Origin of the sequence: Polaromonas sp. YR568 (assembly GCF_900116715.1) — a bacterium.
GTDB lineage: Bacteria > Pseudomonadota > Gammaproteobacteria > Burkholderiales > Burkholderiaceae_C > Polaromonas.
Map to the genome: position 1 here is coordinate 2784 of NZ_FPBM01000001.1, position 14760 is coordinate 17543.

10 protein-coding genes and 1 pseudogene are annotated in these 14760 nt (G+C 62.3%); 5 read left to right on the top strand and 6 right to left on the bottom strand.

All coding sequences use genetic code 11. The annotated features are described in order from the left end of the window. The 3 genes from BM408_RS00010 to gspG form a co-directional block, all read right to left on the bottom strand. Positions 1-1113: SpvB/TcaC N-terminal domain-containing protein (locus BM408_RS00010; RefSeq protein ID WP_217649404.1), on the bottom strand; the 1113-nt coding region annotated here is incomplete at its 3' end. A gap of 33 nt (positions 1114-1146) precedes the next feature. Continuing rightward, positions 1147-3891 (bottom strand): FG-GAP-like repeat-containing protein, encoded by a 2745-nt coding sequence (locus BM408_RS00015; RefSeq protein WP_175541630.1) that lies wholly within the window; start codon positions 3889-3891, stop codon positions 1147-1149. A 232-nt stretch (positions 3892-4123) separates the two neighbouring features. Then, on the bottom strand, positions 4124-4573 hold the full coding sequence (gene gspG / locus BM408_RS00020) for a type II secretion system major pseudopilin GspG (protein ID WP_092127187.1): 450 nt from the start codon (positions 4571-4573) through the stop codon (positions 4124-4126). A 251-nt stretch (positions 4574-4824) separates the two neighbouring features. On the opposite strand from gspG, the gene BM408_RS00025 reads away from it, so the two are divergent. Continuing rightward, complete coding sequence (locus BM408_RS00025) at positions 4825-5475, top strand: LysE family transporter (RefSeq protein WP_092127189.1); 651 nt, start codon at positions 4825-4827, stop codon at positions 5473-5475. A 2-nt stretch (positions 5476-5477) separates the two neighbouring features. Here BM408_RS00025 and BM408_RS00030 read toward each other — a convergent pair whose 3' ends face one another. Then, on the bottom strand, positions 5478-6956 hold the full coding sequence (locus BM408_RS00030; RefSeq protein ID WP_092125681.1) for an aminotransferase-like domain-containing protein: 1479 nt from the start codon (positions 6954-6956) through the stop codon (positions 5478-5480). Between the two features lie 206 nt (positions 6957-7162). On the opposite strand from BM408_RS00030, the gene BM408_RS00035 reads away from it, so the two are divergent. From BM408_RS00035 to BM408_RS00045, 3 genes are all read left to right on the top strand, one after another. Then, positions 7163-7537, top strand: coding sequence for a hypothetical protein (locus tag BM408_RS00035; RefSeq protein WP_092125683.1), 375 nt, complete (start codon positions 7163-7165; stop codon positions 7535-7537). A gap of 70 nt (positions 7538-7607) precedes the next feature. After that, positions 7608-8243, top strand: coding sequence for a LysE family translocator (locus tag BM408_RS00040; RefSeq protein ID WP_092125685.1), 636 nt, complete (start codon positions 7608-7610; stop codon positions 8241-8243). A 49-nt stretch (positions 8244-8292) separates the two neighbouring features. Further along, positions 8293-8775 carry a RidA family protein gene (locus tag BM408_RS00045; RefSeq protein ID WP_092125687.1) on the top strand — a complete coding sequence of 161 codons (483 nt, stop codon included), beginning with the start codon at positions 8293-8295 and terminating at the stop codon, positions 8773-8775. A 10-nt stretch (positions 8776-8785) separates the two neighbouring features. On the opposite strand, the gene BM408_RS00050 is transcribed toward BM408_RS00045, so the two are convergent. After that, a complete protein-coding gene (locus tag BM408_RS00050) occupies positions 8786-9949 on the bottom strand; it encodes a PQQ-dependent sugar dehydrogenase (protein WP_092125689.1) in 1164 nt (387 codons plus the stop codon). 238 nt (positions 9950-10187) lie between these two features. On the opposite strand from BM408_RS00050, the pseudogene BM408_RS00055 reads away from it, so the two are divergent. Beyond that, positions 10188-10763: pseudogene (locus tag BM408_RS00055) on the top strand (C40 family peptidase); the annotation flags it as partial. A gap of 189 nt (positions 10764-10952) precedes the next feature. Here the strand turns inward: BM408_RS00055 and BM408_RS00060 are convergent. Then, positions 10953-14681, bottom strand: a complete 3729-nt coding sequence (locus BM408_RS00060; RefSeq protein WP_092125693.1) for a beta strand repeat-containing protein — start codon at positions 14679-14681, stop codon at positions 10953-10955. Between the last annotated feature and the right edge of the window lie 79 nt (positions 14682-14760).

The window sequence follows — 14760 nt, forward strand, 5'->3', positions numbered from 1 at the left end:
CCATGCTGTCTTGTACGTTACGCCATCGGCAATAAGGTACCGAACAATGTCCACCAGACCATCGCCATTCACATCGACAAACTGCATGCCTTCACCGTCACCTCCGCGCGACCAGACAGGATAGGGAAGATTCAACGCAGGTGGTTCATCCCATGTGGTTTGAGGTAACGCATAAGAGAACTGTATTGGCGCAAAGCATTTGAGCGCGCCGTCACATCTTTTGATGCTGGCAACCTTGGGACGCACCGTACCCACGGCAGTCGCATAAGAAACCTCATAGGCGGCAACGGAACTGCTTCCTTCATAAGCGCTCGCCGTCTTGAGCCGCACCTGATGTTTCACAAGGCTTCCTGCAGCATACAAAGGGACCACATCGGGTCGCGCTTCATAAACCAGCCGGACAGAATTGTTTGCAGCCTGCCCCGCCGCCGCATTTCCAGAGTAGTCAATCCGGCTGGGGTAGAAACTCCCATTGGCGTTGTCTTCGATGTAGCTGAACGTCATGAAGTTGGTCTTGACGTCGCTGATCTTGCTGATGGCCCACACGCTCACCGTGCTCTTGCCTTGCGCCTCAACGCGTGAGTCGGCTGTGTTGCCATACTCCAGGGTCAGCCCGGCCTTGGTTTGCACGGTGAAAGAAGCGACGCCATTACCGGCAGTTCCCGACGCAACGATCTTGCTGAAGCTGTCCAGCTCGGTCCGGTATTCGCTGCCGGCAACGCCATACGCACCGTTGACCAGAATCAAACGCTGGCCGTCCATGCAGTAGCGATCGTTCATGTCGAAGTTGACGCTGCCTCTTACGCCGTCCTGAGCCTTGGTGCGAGGGCAGCGGCCAATCACACTCAAGCCGCTCAGGCTCCAGCCCGTACCCAGCAAACCATTGCCTCCCTGGCTGTTGTAGGCCAGCTCCAGCTTGGGCTCCATACCGGCGACGCCGGGTGGAACCTGAATGGGAATGCGGTAGGTCGCCGCGCCAGATTCGTTCACCGAGAACTGCCCCGGCGTGCTGCCCGCGACTGTGGTGGTCTGGGCCATGGCAGGCAGAACTGCTGCGGTGCCAAGCCAGCACAGCGCCGCTCCCAGTATTGCTTTGCGATATTTTTCTTGCATCCCTTGCTTTCTTGGCGGCGTCTGTTCTGATCGCTACGGCGCAACGCTGGTGACAGTAGCTTTCTTGAGCCGCCCCAGCACCCAGCTGCCGCTGCCGGTGTTGGCCGGCCAGTATTCGTTGACTGTGGTCTTGCCTGCGCCGGCGCTATTGACGACGCTGATCTGTGTCGGGTCGCCGTACTGAGGGCTTTGGCCGTATTGATAAGAGTTGGTCACCGTTGGGTATGCGCTTCCGCCCAGGTCCCAGCTTTCTTCGACGCTCTGGCTGGGGTAGACAAAGGTCGTGCCTGTGGCCGAGCCTGTTCCCTGGGCGTAGGTGTTGGTCGTGCGTTTAAGCACACTGGCGTTGCCTGAGCCGGCCAGCCTCGTCTCGCTCTTGGCAACGCTTCCGGTCAAGGGCCAGTTCTGGTTGAACTCGGTGTAGCTTTCAATGTTGTTGGCCAGGTTCTTTGACTTCATCCATCTGAAACCCAGCATCCCCCGCCCTGTACCCTGCTCTGCCTTCAGACCGCCGTAGCTGTATTGCGTAGTGATCGCGCTACCGATTCCGTTGCTGCTGGATACGGAGCTCACCACGTACTGCGGATATTGCAGATCCAGCTTCGGATACGCCGAGGCATTGGGGGCGATGTCTTTGGTGTAGACCGCGCTATGGGTCAATGGCTGGGTCACCAACTGCACGACATTGCCTTGCCTGCTTATCTGGCTTGCCAAATCAGGGATTGGGTTGCTCTCCGTGAAAAAACTGACGGTGGCAGACTGGAATCGCGCCCAATCCGTTTTGCCGTCCCCGTTCCAGTCACCCGTGATGATGGGGAAGACGCCTCCATTGGAAAAGCCCACCCCCGGCCCCCATCCCGGGACATCGGGCATTCTTTCAAACCCGTTGCCCGTGGAAATGAAAAAACTGACGGATTCGGACTGGACGCGTGCCCAGTCTGTCTTGCCATCCCCATTCCAGTCGCCCGTGATGATGGGGTAGACGCCTCCATCGGAAAAACCTACCCCGGGCCCCCATCCCGGGACATCGGGCATTCTTTCAAACCCGTTGCCTGTCGAAACGAAAAAACTGATGGATTCGGATTGAACCCGTGCCCAATCCGTCTTGCCATCCCCGTTCCAGTCGCCAGTGAAGATAGGGTATACGCTCCCATTGGGAAAACCTACACTTGGGCCCCATCCAGGGACATCGGCAATTCTTTCAAAGCCTGTACCCGTAGAAACAAAAAAGCTGACGGCGCTGCCCTGAACGCGCGCCCAGTCGGTTTTGCCGTCACCATTCCAGTCGCCCGTGATGATGGGGTAAACGTTGCCGTCCGTGAATCCGGACCCAGGCCCCCACCCCGCAACATCGGCAATTCTTTCAAAGCCTGTACCCGTAGAAACAAAAAAGCTGATGGCGCTGCCCTGAACGCGCGCCCAGTCGGTTTTGCCGTCACCATTCCAGTCGCCGGTGATGATGGGGTAAACATTGCCGTCCGTGAAGCTGGACCCAGTGCCCCATCCCGCAACATCGGCAATTCTTTCAAAGCCGGTTCCCGTAGAAACATAGAAGCTGATACCACTGGATTGAACACGCGCCCAGTCGGTTTTGCCGTCACCATTCCAGTCGCCGGTGATGATGGGGTAAACGTTGCCATCCGTGAAGCCGGACCCGGGGCCCCATCCCGCAACATCGGCAATTCTTTCAAAGCCGGTGCCCGTAGAAACAAGAAAACTGATGCCACTGCCCTGAACACGCGCCCAATCGGTTTTGCCGTCACCATTCCAGTCGCCGATGATGACGGGATAAGTATTGCTGTCCGTGAAACTGGACCCTACCCCCCAGCCAGGAACATCGATGGATCTGCTGAAAACCACGAGACCTGCCGGCGTGTACGCAATAGAAGTGGGGGGCAGGCACACGCCCCCCGTGGCGCACTCCTGCAATGAGCCCAGCCTTGATCGCTTCGTGGCAACGCTCAAGTCATAACTGGCCCGGTAGCTCTTGAATGAGCCGGCACCTTCATAAACCTGCAACTCCTTAAGGCGCGCGGAGCTTCGAATGATGGTTCCTGCCAGATAACCCGTCGCCACATCCGGCCTGGCCTCGTAAATAAACTGCGCCGAATTCACGGGGGTCTTGCCGGCATTTATATTGCCCGCATAGTCAATGCGGCTGGGGTAAAAATCCCCATTGACGTTGTCTTCAACGTAGCTGAACGTCATAAAGTTGGTCTTGACGTCGCTGATCTTGTTGACGGCCCAGACCCTGACCGAGGTCTTGCCTTGCGCCTCAATGCGCGAGTCGGCCGTGTTGCCGTACTCCATCGTCAACCCGGCTTTGGTCTGAACAGTGAAAGAAGCAACGCCGTTGCCCGCAGTACCAGACGCGACGATCTTGCTGAAGCTGTCGAGCTCTGTTTTGTATTCACTGCCGGCCACGCCATAAGCACCGCTCACCAAAATCAGGCGCTGGCCGTCCATGCAGTAGCGGTCGTTCATGTCGAAATTGACGCTGCCCCGGGCGCCGTCTTGCGCCATGGTGCGTGGGCAGCGGCCGATGGCGCTCAGCCCGCTCAAACTCCAGCCCATGCCCAGCAAGCCGTTGCCGCCCTGGCTGTTATAGGCCAGCTCCAGCTTGGGCTCCATGCCGGCGACTCCGGGTGGCACCTGAATGGGAATACGGTAGGTGGCTGCGCCTGACTCATTCACCGAGAACTGGCCGGGCGTTGCGCCCGCGACAACTGTTGTTTGGGCTGCTGCCAGGCCTGTACCAAAGAAAATCAGGGGCAGCACAACAGCTGCGGCGATACGGGCGCAAGCCCTGCCTGTGTGTCTCATGGAACTCCCTCTTTGACCTCGTAGCGCCGTCTGCTATTTGTTTTTGAAGCGGCAAATTTGTTGTGGATTATGCCTATGGACCATGACGCACGGCATAACCTTTTTTGGAAGATATTCACCCCCTCCAATTAGAGGAGGACATGGCGATTGACGCCGTCATCTAACTGGCTGAGCCAACCCTTTGTTGCTATCGGTACGACACGTCTGCATTTTCCGCTTCACCGCCGGGCTGGCCGTCTTTGCCATAAGACAGCAGCTCGAAATCGGCGCCTGCAGAAGGAGGCCGGTAGATATACGGCTTGCCCCAGGGATCAAGCGGAACCGCCTTTTGCAGATACGGCCCTTGCCATTTCGTTTCACCGCTGGGCCTGGTCATCAAGGCCTCCAGCCCCTTGTCGGCACCGGGATAGGAACCGGTGTCAAGCCGATAGGTATCCAGGGCCTTGGCGAGGGCTTCAATTTGCGCCTTGGCCGCACCCTGCTCGGACTTTCCGATCTGGGCAAAGTAACGAGGGCCGACGTAGGCCGCCAGCAAACCAATGATGACCATCACCACGAGCAGTTCCAGCAAGGTGAACCCTCGAGGCCTTTGATCAATGCTGTGGGTATATTTTTTGAGAGTTGGCGGTTTTTTCATGGCATGCGGATTATTGACGAGCAGCTTCACAGGTTCCGGAGAAGGGCCCGCCAATGTTATGCGCGTTTCGTTTTCATCCCCTGGCCCGTTCCAACTGTTTGGCCTGGGACCGGCGTGCGTCATTTCGACATCACCCACCGTATCAGTCGCACACCACGCAACCTGGTCTTTGGGATCACCTCCGCCACCAACGCCTGCATCCCTGTAGGATGGCCTGCGTTTTTCACCTCCCTTACTTTCTCATCGCAAAAATGGCCATCGACACCTGGACCGCCTACTTCCTCGCCTCCATCCTGATCGCGCTCTCACCGGGCTCGGGCGCCGTGCTGGCCATGAGCCATGGCCTGAGCTATGGCATGCAGCGCACCCGCGCCACCATTGCCGGCCTGCAGCTCGGTCTGGTCATCATCCTGCTGGTGGCGGGCGCCGGGGTCGGTTCGTTGCTGGTGGCGTCGGAGCTGGCCTTTAGCGTGGTGAAGGTGCTGGGCGCCGGCTACCTGATTTACATCGGCTGGGCGCAGTGGCGCTCTTCAAACGGCATCGCGCCGGAGGGCGGCGAGAACCTGGCCGACGCCAACGGCCTGTCGGTCAAGCGGCGCTTTCTCACCGGCTTGCTCACCAATGTGACCAACCCCAAGGGCATTCTTTTCATGGTGGCGGTGCTGCCGCAATTCATCAGCCCTGCCCGTCCGCTGTGGCCGCAGTTGCTGGTGATGGCGCTGACGACCGTCGCCGTCGACACCGTGGTGATGCACGGCTATGCATTCGCGGCCAGCCGCCTGCAAAAACTCTTCAAGAACGCGCGAGCCATACGGCTACAGAACCGGGTGTTCGGCGGCATGCTGATGGCGGTCGGTGCGGGCCTGTTTTTCGTCAAGCGCAGCCACGCGGCGGCACATTAGGTTCAGGCGCTCCCAGCCCGCGCCGCCTCTACCGACACAATCTCCGCCAGCTTGCGCAATGCCTCACCGGCCTGGGCGGTATAGGGTGCGCCGCAGCTGATGCGCAAAAAGTGGTCGAAGCGGCTCGAGTTGGAAAACAGCGAGCCCGGCGACACGCGTATGCCCTGGCGGATGGCAGTATCAAAAACAGCCTGCGCCGAGGTGCCGGGCGGCAACTCCACCCACAGCAGCATGCCGCCGCCGGGCACCGACAGCCGGGTGCCGGCCGGAAAGTGCGAGGCGATCGCATCGGCCATCTGTTCGCGTTGCACCGTCAGCACGCGGCGCAGCCGGGCCAGGTGCCTGTCGTACGCGCTGGAGGCCATGAATTCGGCCACGGTGATCTGTGAGAGGACTTCATTGACGCGGCTTTGCGCGTACTTGAGCATGTGGATGCGTGCCTGCCAGCGCCCGCCGGCGATCCAGCCCAGGCGCAGACCGGGCGCCAGGGTTTTGCGCAGCGAGGCGCAGTAAATCACTGAGCCGCTGCGGTCCCAGGCTTTGGCGGCCTTGAGCGGAATGTCGTCGCGGCCCATGGCGGCGTAGGTGTCGTCCTCGATCAGCGCCACCTGCTGGCGCTCGCACAGGCGCACCAGCTTTTCCTTCTCGGCGTCGGGCATCACGCTGCTGAGCGGGTTGTGAAAGTTCGGAATCACCACCACCGCCCGTATCCGGTCGTGCGTCTGAAAGGCCAGGTCCAGCGCCTCGACCGAAATGCCCTGTGTCGGGCTGGTTGGTATTTCAAGCGCGCGCAGGCCCAAGCTTTCGAGAATCTGCAGCAGGCCGTGATACGTCGGCGACTCGACCGCCACCGTGTCGCCGGGGCGGGCCACCGCGCGCAAGGCAATGTTGATCGCTTCGATACAGCCGTTGGTGACAAGGATGTCCTCCGGCGCCAGCTGCATGCCGATTTCCAGTGCGCGCTTGGCCAGCACAGCATTGAGCGGCGAATCATTGAGGAAGTCAGGCGGGCTGGTCAGCATCAAGGGGTGCTTGCGCAGCGCGCGTATGGCGGCATTTTTCAGCTCCTGCGCCGGGTACATCTCGGGCGGGCCGTAGGTGCCGGCCAGGTTGGTGACCAGCGGGAAGATTTCGCACTTGGCAACGTAGTCAGACACCCGGTCGTGGATGCCGACGTACTGCGCCGGGTCCAGCTTGCGGCCCGGGTCGGGCTCGCTGGGCGGGGGCAAATCCACCCGGCGGCGCTTGAGCACAAAGTAGCCCGAGCGCGGCCGCGCCTCCAGCAGGCCTTCATCTTCCAGCGTATGGCAGGCCTCGACCGCCGTCGACAGGCTGACCTGGTGCAGCCGGGTCAAAGCCCGCACTGAAGGCATGCGTTCGCCCGGCATCAGCACGCCGGACTGGATGGCCTGCCGGTAGTGGCTGGAGAGCTGGAGGTAAAGGGGTTGCGCGTGAGCTTGCGCTTGGGGTTGCACGTTCATAAGCCGAATGATCCGTGAAGGGAAAGTAGAGGCACAGCCACAGATGGGGCGAAATCAGACCATAACAGATGACAAAAAAGCCTTCTGTACCGATACAGAAAGGGCTTGAGTGCATCTGTCGGGAATGCCGGGCTTTCCTTAATCTAGCGGTGTCCCTTCCCAGAGCCCTTCCCGTCCTGATTAGCCAACCCCTGAATGGAGCCGCCATGACATACCGCCCCCATCACCCTCATCACTCTTCTTCCCGCCAGCTTGAGCTTGACCCCGGTGAATCGCTGTTTTTCCACAGCAAGGCCGGCAGCGCGCTGATCAGCACCGCCGGCACGCTGCTGGTGACGGGCGCGCCCCGCTGGCTGGGCGAGCAGATCATGTGCAACAGCGCGGTGCTGGAGTCCGGGCAGGCGCACACCGTTCAGCAGGACGGCTGGGTCACTGTGACCGCACAGCATGGCGGTGCGGTGTGCGTCGTCAGCCCGAAAGGCTCGGGAAGTCTTGCCTCGCGATGGGCGGCGCTGCTTTCTGTCTGCGCCGGCGCGTTTGGCCGATATCTCAGCCGATACCGCAGCGCCAAGCCTGTTTAAAGCCGACGCGGTAAATTGGACCCCTGCCCTTTTCTTTCTTCTTCCTCTTGTTCATCCTCCATCAGCGCCCATGACCACCTCCGCCTGGCTCCTCTTCCTCACCATCTCCCTCGTCACCGCGCTCAGCCCGGGGCCGGGCATTTTGCTGGCGGTTTCCAATGCCGTGTCCTGGGGGCCGCGCAAGACGCTGTGGAGTTCGTCAGGCAATGTGCTGGGCGTGTTCTCTGTTTCGGCAGCGGCCATGGCCGGCCTGGGCACCTTGCTGCATACCTCGGCCTGGCTGTTTGCGGTGCTCAAAGCCGTAGGCGCGGTTTACCTGGTCTATCTCGGCTGGCGCCAGTGGACGAGCAAGACCTCGATGTTCGACACACCGTTGCCGACCGACACGCAGCCTGAAAAAAGCAATGCCGCGATGTTCCGCCAGGGCCTGCTGGTCGCGCTGACCAATCCGAAGAGCATCCTCTTCTTCACCGCCCTCTTTCCCCAGTTCATCCGCCCCGAGGCGCCCGTGCTGCCGCAGTTTCTGGCGCTGACCAGCGCTTTTGCCGCCTGCGTGCTGTTCTCGCACCTGGCCTATGTGCTGCTGGCCCGCCACACCCACCGCTGGTTCGGCACGCCGCGCCGGGCGCGTGTTTTTAACCGGATCTGTGGCGGCGCGTTTGGCCTGCTGGGCCTGAGCCTGCTGCGGCTGAAAAATCCCAACTAATTAATACCATCCACCCCTTCATCATTGACCCCAAAGAAAGCCTCACCCCATGGAAGACTCACGCCAGACCCGCTTCGCCGCCATCGAAAAAACCCTGGGCTACAGCTTTGACGGTGAAATCAAGATAGGCGGCAACTACACGTCCACCGTGCAGCACGGCGACGTGATCTACGTAAGCGGCCAGGTCCCGCGCGTGGGCAGCACCGTTGTTGTCACTGGCCGCGCCGGGGCGGATGTGTCGCTGACGCAAGCCCAGCTGGGCGCCAAGGTCTGCGCCATGCGCGCGCTGGCGCTGCTGCGGCAAAACCTGGGCAGCCTGGACCGCATCCAGCAGGTCATGCGGGTCACGGTCTACACGCAGTCAGCCACAGACTTCACCCAGCAAAGCGAGGTGGCCGACGCCGCGTCGGAAGTGCTGCATACGGTGCTGGGCGCCGCGGGCATCCACACGCGCACTTCGGTGGGTGTGGCGCAGTTGCCCAAGAACGCGACGGTCGAGGTTGACCTGATCGCCGCCGTGACGCCGGCATAAAGCCGCCCCGTCAGCGGCCCGGCAAGAGGCGTAGCAGCTTGCCGTTGCTGTTGTCGGTCAATACATAGAGCAGGCCATCGGGGCCCTGCTTCACGTCGCGGATGCGCTCGCCCACCTCGGTGAGCAGCTTGTTTTCACTGACCACCTTGCCACTAAAGGGGGCCGAGAGCTCGATCCGGTCGAGGTAACCAAACTTGAGCGAGCCGACAAACAGGTTGCCCTGCCAGGCTTTGCCGTAGCGCTCACTGGTCAAAAACGCCATGCCTGAGGGCGCAATCGACGGCACCCAGTAATGCAGCGGCTGCTGCATGCCGGCCTTTTCGGTGATGCCCTCGCCGATCTTGCCGCCGCCGTAGTTTTCGCCGTAGGTGATGACGGGCCAGCCATAGTTGGCGCCGGGCTTGGGCAGGTTGATTTCATCGCCACCTTGCGGGCCATGCTCGTGCATCCACAAGGTGCCGTCGGGCGCCAGCGTGGCGCCCTGGGCGTTGCGGTGGCCGTAGCTCCAGATTTCCGGCAGGGCCCCGGCCCGGCCTACGAATGGGTTGTCTTTGGGCACCGAGCCGTCTTTGTTGATGCGGACGATCTTGCCGTGGTGGTTGTCCAGGTTCTGGGCGTCTTCCTTGCGCGAAAACCGCTCGCCCAGCACGAGGAAGAGCTTCCCGTCAACGGTGCCCCCGGTCCGGCTTTCAACAATACGGCAGCCAAAATGCAGGTTGCTGGACACCTTGGGCTTCTGGCTGAAGATGACCTTGAGATTCTCCAGCCGGCTGTCGTCGGCGCTCAGGGTGGCGCGTGCCAGCGCCGTGCTGTTGCCGCCCCCGCTGGCCGCCGGCTCTGAATAGCAAAAGTACACCGTGCGGTTGCGGGCAAAGTCGCTGTCGGCCAGCACATCCAGCAGGCCGCCCTGCCCGCTCGCCGCCACCGGTGGCACGCCGGCCAGCGGCGCCGAGGGCTTGGCGCCCGGCGCGATCACCCGCATGCGGCCGGGGCGCTCGGTCACCAGAAAGCGGCCTTCCGGCAAAAACGCCACGCCCCAGGGGTTTTCAAGGCCAGCGGCCACCGTTTCAGGCCGTACGGCCTGGCTTTGGGCCGGATGGCAGGCTAAAACCGCAAACAAGGCCGCTATCAAAACAGGAGCTGGCTGCGCTCGTATCCATTGGCTTGGAGGCATATTGGGTCCCTTAAATTGTGCTGACTGGGCGATTTACGCCGCGTTTAGGCACCATTGCATCCGAAAACACCTCTGAAAAGGCGCTTTTTACCGCCCAATTCATATGTAAACATAGCATTCAGATGAAAAGTAAGGGTTTATGCGTACACAAAACCGTTACAAATCAATGGCTTAAATACGTTATCAAGAACCCACTTGAGGTTGACGTAGGACAGATCTGTCAAGTATCCTAGGCGCCATGCGAAAAATTGCCCCTGCGCTCATCATTGCCTCTGCGGCCTGGCTGGCAGCGGGCGTGCAGGCGGCTCCCGGTGGTTCCGGCAATTCCAATGACGACATGGACAGATTGCTGGCCGACAAAGGCCTGCTGACCCAGATCGACCATGTCCGCCAAAGCGTCAGCAACAAGGCTTCCGAGCTGGTCGTCAACGCCATGGGTTTCCTGGGCGTGCCCTACAAGCGCGGCGGCAACACGGCCGAAACCGGTTTTGACTGCAGCGGCTTTGTACGCGCGATTTATGAGCAAAGCGTCGGCCTCCTGCTGCCGCGCCGCGCCGAGCAGCAAGCCGCCGCCACCCAGCGCATCGACAAAAACGAACTTCAACCCGGCGACCTGGTGTTTTTCAACACCATGCGCCGCGCCTTCAGCCATGTCGGCATTTATGTCGGCGACGGCAAATTCATCCACTCCCCCAAGCCCGGCGCCGAAGTGCGCGTGGAAAGCATGGGCGTGAGCTACTGGCAGCGCCGCTTTGACGGCGCCCGCCGCGTCACCCCGCAAGGCAGCGCCCCGCAAGACACGGCCGCGCAGCGCACTGCCGCATTCCAGGCTTCGGCCCAACCAGTTACCCAGCCCGCCGCAGATCTGCAGGCGGCGAATGCTGCAGCGCCCCAGATGACGGCGGCGCAGCAAATGCAGCAAGTACTCCAGCAAGAGCAATTCCGGCGCTAAGCCGGTTTTTTTACGCCCTTCTGCTGCGCCCTCCCCGGGCCTTCCCTGTCTTTATTCCTTCTCGCGCTCGTTTTTGGGCGACATATCCAGCTCCACCGCCTGGCCGTTATCGATGGCTTCGCCGGCGCTTGAAGGCGAGCTTCGGACCATGAGCGGCTCACCTTCAGCCGTCAGCGTGCCGGCCTGAGCCAGCTGAAGCACAGTTCCGTCAGCCGACGCACCCTCTGCCAGACTGTTGCCGGACGGGATCACCCGGTTGTTCTCTGCGTTCGAAGACAGCTGCTGGTTGCCTTGAGGCCTGCCGTTCACGTTGACCAGGCCGCCGCCTGAATTGGTCACCTGCCCGAAGTTGCCGCTGACCGTGCCGCTGGCGGCGTTCAGCGTCACCTGGGAGGACGAGCCGGACAGCTGGGCATCACCCACTGCCGACACCGCCACCACGGGCGCCACGACATTGGCCACCACTGAGTCGCCGGCCAGCGAGGCGGAGCCCGAGGCCACCACCACCACATTCACATCGCCCTGCGCCTGCACAATCACATTGGCGCCGCTGATGCTGCCGCTGATATCGCCGGTGCTGCTGCTGACCTGCACATTGCCCTGGCTGACGGTCGTGCCCGTCACATCGCCGACGGCGGCCACTGCCACTTCGCTGGCCGTCACATTGGCTGAAACATCGCCGCCACTAGTGACCTGCACGGCGCCCAGGCTGATGGTGGAGCCGCTGACGTCGCCGCCGGCATTCAGGGTGTTGGTGGCGCTGGCGTCTTGCCCGCGCAGGGTGTGGTTGCTCAAGGCCACATTGCCCAGGGCATCAATGCCATAGCCCTTGACCCACAGTGTGCTGGCCAGGCTGAACGCGTTGGACACCACCGCGAACTGGCCGAGCGCGCTGGCCTCGGTGCCGCCCGACACCATGTGCACATTGCCGCGGCTGGCGCCGGTGCCGGCTACCAGGCTCAGCGCGCGTGCCACGCCGCCGCCGTTCTGGATGTCGCCATTAAGCGTGATGTCTGCGCCCTGGGTGGCCAGCGTGGTGTCGCCCAGCAGGCTGACCGGCGCATCGAAGACAATGCCGCCCGCACCGCTGGCCGTTACCGTGCCGCTGATGCCGGAGCCGCTGGCGCCGCTGCCCAGCGCCAGGCTGCGCAAGGTAGAGCCGCTGAAGTACAGGTTGTAGGGGTTGTTCACCACCACGTCTTCGGCAAAGGTGCCACCGGCCACACGGATATTGGCGCCGCTGCCGGCCTGGCCCAGCGTGTTGCCGACAGACATGGCCTGCGTGCCGCCGCCCAGCAGGCTGCCTATGCCCACAAAAAAGTCCTGCGTGGCCTGGGCGCCGTTCCAGCCCTGCACATAGCTGGAGGCCGAGCTGCCTACGTTGACGGCGAAGTCAAACGCGTTTTGCTGCGAAGCCTGCAGCCAGGTGTACTGGTTGTTGCCACCCGCCGTGCTGGCGTTGCGCACGGCGAAATCAAAGCCCGCGATGCTCAGCGCGCCGAAGTCGCGGCTGGCCGACTCGTCCTGCATGTAAACGGGGTTGCGCTCGGTGAAGCTGTTGTTGCCCGCCACCGTGATGTTGCTCACCTGCTGGTTGTAGAAGCGGTTGGACTGATAAAGCGCCAGGCCGCCCCAGGCGTTGTTGCGGGTGGCCGAGTTGGTGATGGTCACGTTGGCACTGTCGGTCAGCTGAATGCCGGCGCCTTGCGTTGTGCCGGCATCGTTGCCCACCGGCGCACCGTCGGCTGTGACATGGTCGATCACCGCGCCGTCCACGCCGTTCAAATCCAGCTCCGCCCGGCCCGCGCCGCGGCTGGTGACGTTGCTGATAGAGAAGTTATGCAGCCGCGCCGACGCGCCGCCTACCGGCGCGACCTTGATGCCGTAAGCGGTGGCCACGTTGGCGCTCGGGCCGTACAGCGTGAAGTCCCTGAGCGACACATCGTCAGCCGTGACGTTGATGCCGTAACCGTTCACGCCGCGCGCATCGATGATGGTGGCGCCCTGCCCCGCGCCGGCCAGCGTCAGCGCCTTGTTGACCTTGAGCGTGGTGGGCTGCACATAGCTTCCGCCGGCAACGTTCACCGTGCCGCCCGTGACTACGGCGTCCACACCGGCCTGAATCGTCGCCAGCGGCGTCAGCAGGCTGCCCTGCGCGCCGCCGGAACCTGTGGTGGCCACGTTCACGTGGGTGCGGTTGGACGAGGTATAGCCCTGGTCCTGCACAGACCAGCCGCCGTTGCCGGCGCTCAGCGCCAGCAGCGCCTGCTGCCAGGTCAGAGTCGGCGCGGCGGCAATCGGGTTGCTGTGGATGCTGGAGCCGTCCCAGTAGCCGTTCAGGTGCAGGTTCACGCCCCATTCATTGCCCGCCGGGCCCTGGCTGTTGCCTGCAATGGCAATGCCGTTGCCATCGGTGTATTGCACCGAGATGGCGCTCTTGGTGTTTTCAATGCGGTTGCCCGTCACGCTGCCGGTGTTGCGCCCATCGATCAGGATGCCGTTGCGCACGTCGTGAATGTTGTTGTTGCTGATGGTGAAACCGGTGACGCCGTTGGCCACCGCGATCCCGCGGGTAATGCCAGAACCCCAGGCGTAGCTGGTGTAAGGCTGGTTGACCGGGCCGGCGATCTCCATTCCCGTGACCGTCACATTGTTGGCTGTGATGCTGATGCCGTTAAGCTGGCCCGCCGTATCAGGCACCACAATCTTCGCGCCCGCCAGGCCCGTCAGCGTCATGTTGGCCTTGTTCAGCGCCACCTGCTCGGTGTAGTTGCCGGCGTGCACATCCACCGCCGCGCCCGCGCCGGGGCTGCCTGTCTTGGCGATGTTCACCGCGTCCTGGATGCGCGCGCCGCTGTACACATCGACCTGGCTGGCATTGCCGCTGACATTGGGCGCCTGCAGCGCCGACTTGAGCACCACGGTGTGGCCGTTCACCACAATGGCGTTGCTGGCCTGCTGCACGCCTTCCAGGTTGATCACGCCCGACAGCAGGTTGGCGGCATCGCCGACGGCCAGGCGCAAGGTGGCGCCGTCCAGGCTGGCGCCCGCGGCGTTGGAAACACTGGTGCCTGTGGCGCCCGTGGGAACGGCAAATTCATAGAGCCCGCCGTTAAGCGATACCGTGGCGGCCGTGCTGCCCGCCAGCGCGATGGTGCCACCTGTGGCCGTGATGCTGCCCTGGTTGGTGACCGACGGCGCCACCAGCGCCACCAGCCCGGCGCCTTGCGCGGTGATGCTGCCCTGATTGGTGATGCTGCCTGCGGCGCCGGTGATCTGCGCGCCGCCGGTGTTGATGAAGTTGTTCACATCAATGTTGCCGGTGGTCGCGATCAGCGAGCCCACATTCACGGTGGCGCCCTGGCCGAACATCACGCCGTTCGGGTTCATCAGCATGACGGTGCCGGGCGCGGTGAGGCTGCCCAGGATTTGCGAAGGGTTGGCATCGCCCGTCACCCGGTTGAGCATGGCCGACGCCGCGCTGGGCTGCAGGATTTGCACTGCCTTGCCCGCATCGATATTGAACGACGCCCAGTCGACCACGGCCCGCGCGCTCGTCTGGTTGATGGTCAGCTGGTTGCCGGACACGGAGCCCGACGCCGTACCCGAGAACACCGTGCCGTTTTGCGGCAGCCCGGCGCCGCCGGCGATGTCTATGCTCCAGCCGGCCGGGGAAAACAGCAGCGCTGCCGCGGCGGGCAGTGCTTTCAGCGCGAAAGATTTCCGGCGCGAGCGCGGAATGCCAAAGCAGGAAGCCGGGGGGTAAGAATCGGTTTGCATGGAACACCTCTTGAATGCAAAAAGGCCAATGACAGGGAATGGATCAATATGGAATGAGTCAATATGAAATGAATCACCG